Annotated in this window: 5 protein-coding genes; 3 read left to right on the forward strand and 2 right to left on the reverse strand. The window is 37.6% G+C overall.

Annotated elements, in window-relative coordinates; genetic code table 11:
* On the reverse strand, positions 1-628 hold a 628-nt coding region (locus RRG12_RS42925; RefSeq protein WP_420763273.1), incomplete at its 3' end, for a pentapeptide repeat-containing protein.
* Positions 629-695: 67 nt separating this feature from the next.
* Between RRG12_RS42925 and RRG12_RS42930 the strand changes: the two genes are divergently transcribed.
* The 3 genes from RRG12_RS42930 (at position 696) to RRG12_RS42940 (ending at position 1,421) form a co-directional block, all read left to right on the forward strand.
* On the forward strand, positions 696-887 hold the full coding sequence (locus RRG12_RS42930; RefSeq protein WP_069073267.1) for a hypothetical protein: 192 nt from the start codon (positions 696-698) through the stop codon (positions 885-887).
* Between the two features lie 71 nt (positions 888-958).
* Positions 959-1,225 (forward strand): toxin HicA, encoded by a 267-nt coding sequence (locus tag RRG12_RS42935; RefSeq protein WP_069073268.1) that lies wholly within the window; start codon positions 959-961, stop codon positions 1,223-1,225.
* Positions 1,209-1,421: a type II toxin-antitoxin system HicB family antitoxin gene (locus RRG12_RS42940; RefSeq protein ID WP_069073269.1), complete on the forward strand. Its 213-nt coding sequence runs from the start codon at positions 1,209-1,211 to the stop codon at positions 1,419-1,421. Before RRG12_RS42935 ends, RRG12_RS42940 begins: the two co-directional genes overlap by 17 nt.
* A gap of 124 nt (positions 1,422-1,545) precedes the next feature.
* Here RRG12_RS42940 and RRG12_RS42945 read toward each other — a convergent pair.
* Positions 1,546-2,502: L-histidine N(alpha)-methyltransferase (locus RRG12_RS42945; protein WP_420763274.1), on the reverse strand; the 957-nt coding region annotated here is incomplete at its 5' end.

Here is a 2,502-nt window from a genome sequence, read left to right on the forward strand (position 1 = left end):
GGGTGGGGGGGGGGGGGGGGGGGGCGGGGGGGGGGGGGGGGGGGGGGGGGCGGGGGCGGGGGGGGGTGGGGTGGGGGGGGGCACCGCGGGGTGGGTAAGCACCGGGGTAGTCTGGTGGAGTAGGGATCGGTGGAGTAAAATAACTAATTGCTTGCTGTTGGTTGCCTTTTTGTGCTTCTGCTACACCCCAAGCATAAAATTCTTCTGGTGAAGCAATTTGTGATGGTATACCAACTGCACCTTGGAAGTTAGCACCATTTAGGTAAGCACCAGTCAGTTCTACATTTGCTAGATAGGTATTTCTCAAGTCAGCACCCGTCAAATTTGCCCCACTAAATTTAGCTTCGCTCAAGTTAACACCAAATAAACTAGCGCCACTCAAGTTTGCACCCCGCAAATCTGCACCGCTCAAGTTTGCACGGCTGAGGTTAGCACCTGTGAGATTAGCACCACTCAAATTCGCTCCAGATAAGTCAGCCATCACTAAACCTGCGCTAGTCAAATCACAGTTTTGACATTGTTTAGTTGCCAACAACTGTCTAACATGTTCAGAATTTGCTGCTTGTACACTGGTTGTCAAACTAATCGTGGTTAAAAATGCGGCTACACCTAGAATGTGGTTTTTCATATTTATGTAATATTTCTTACTCAATACCAACACTAACTGAGATGGATTTATACCTCAGAATTATGATATGAGCAATCTTAACAATTTGACCTCTGTAGTTACCTATATTACTTATAAATTTGGGTATAGCGGTTATCAGTTGGGTTTGATACCAGTGTTTCACAAGCGATATCTTCTGTTGCGTTTGCAACGCGATCGCATTTCTCTATTTTATAAACAAGCGATCAATGTCAAGCAAAATGATGTGCCTCCACAATAGTCATTTGTTTTTGTATGCTCCGATTTTAAATAAATATGAGACTATAGAAACATTAAAGCAGTCAGAAAAACGTGAGTCAGCAAGACAAACTCTTAGACAAAATTCTCTCTGGGACTTCTGATACAGACATCCCTTTCGCCCAACTGTGGCAACTTTTATATACACTAGGCTTTGATGAACGGATTCGTGGCGATCATCGTATTTTTATCAAAGCCGATGTTGAAGAAATATTGAACCTACAACATAAAAGAGGAAAAGCCAAAAGCTATCAAATTAAACAAGTTCGGGCAGTAATTCTCAAGTATAAACTAGGAAGTAAAAATGATGTTTCGCTATGAAATCATTCTCTACTGGAGTGAATTAGATCAAGCCTTTATTGCTGAAGTACCAGAATTATCAGGCTGTGCTGCTGACGGCGATAGTTACCAAGAAGCCTTGCATAATATAGAATTAGTTATGCAGGAATGGATAGAAACGGCTAAGGATTTAGGGCGTCCAATTCCTCAACCTAGACCACGTTTGATGTACATTTAATTGATACAAAATCCTACTGCCATAATAATAACCCATAGCAATCCTAAATTATACGTGAAAAGTTAGATACCCAACTTATTTGATAAGTTGGGTATCTGAACAGCGCAAAATATAATTGAAAAGGTTAGTTACTGGCAACCTTACAAATTACCATAATATGTGATTTGTATTTGTTAGTACTATATTGAATAAGTTGTAATCCAGAACGTTCTAGTTCTTGTAAAAGTGCAGGCATTTCATGCTTATGATGTCGCCAAATAGTAATTTCTTCACCTGCGGAGATTTCAATCTTTTTATCTATCCCCATCTGATTAAAATTTATAGTGTAATCCTGATGTAGTTTTATATTAGCGATTATACTATCTGTTTTTAAATCATACTTCCTCACTAATTCACAATCTTCAGATTTAATCCCAATTTTGTTTTTTACCCATCCATATATTTCTTCTACATGATACTTGCAGCCACCTCTCACGTTTCCATCCCATCTGGAGTTAGAGCCAATTTCATTAGTGAATACCAGAAAATCGTTTTTCCCCATGCTATCTCTAAAGTTTTTGAATACCTTGTCTCTATTTTGATGATTACCAATAGTAACCCCTAAGTGAAAAAATATTTTTGCTGTGTCATCAATTTCAAGGTTAGCTTTATTTTGTTGGAATAAAGTTTTGGGTACGCAACTATTTTCGATGTCAATTGTAGAACTGATAAAATCGACGAGAGGAAACCATTTTTTGAAGTTTTTTCTAGATAAATTCAGCAATTCATCGCTAATATCCAATGCGATATATTTATTGATTTTTGCTAATTTATTAAGTCTTTGAATAAAATCTTTAACCGGATATGAATTTCCTGCACCTACATCTACAATATTGACTTTTTTACCATTTTGAATATTGTCATTCAAGTATTGAAAGTTATTCTTTAAAAGTTCAATTTCTACATTTGATGTTCGATACCATGTAGGAATAAGATATTTGAGATAAAACTCATTCCAGATGTTTGCGCCTCTACCTTTATAAGAATACTTTAATGGTATTTCTCGTCTGAATTCTAATGCATGAATTATTTCTAAAACTTC

The sequence above is a fragment of the Nostoc sp. CALU 546 genome (genome assembly GCF_048836525.1).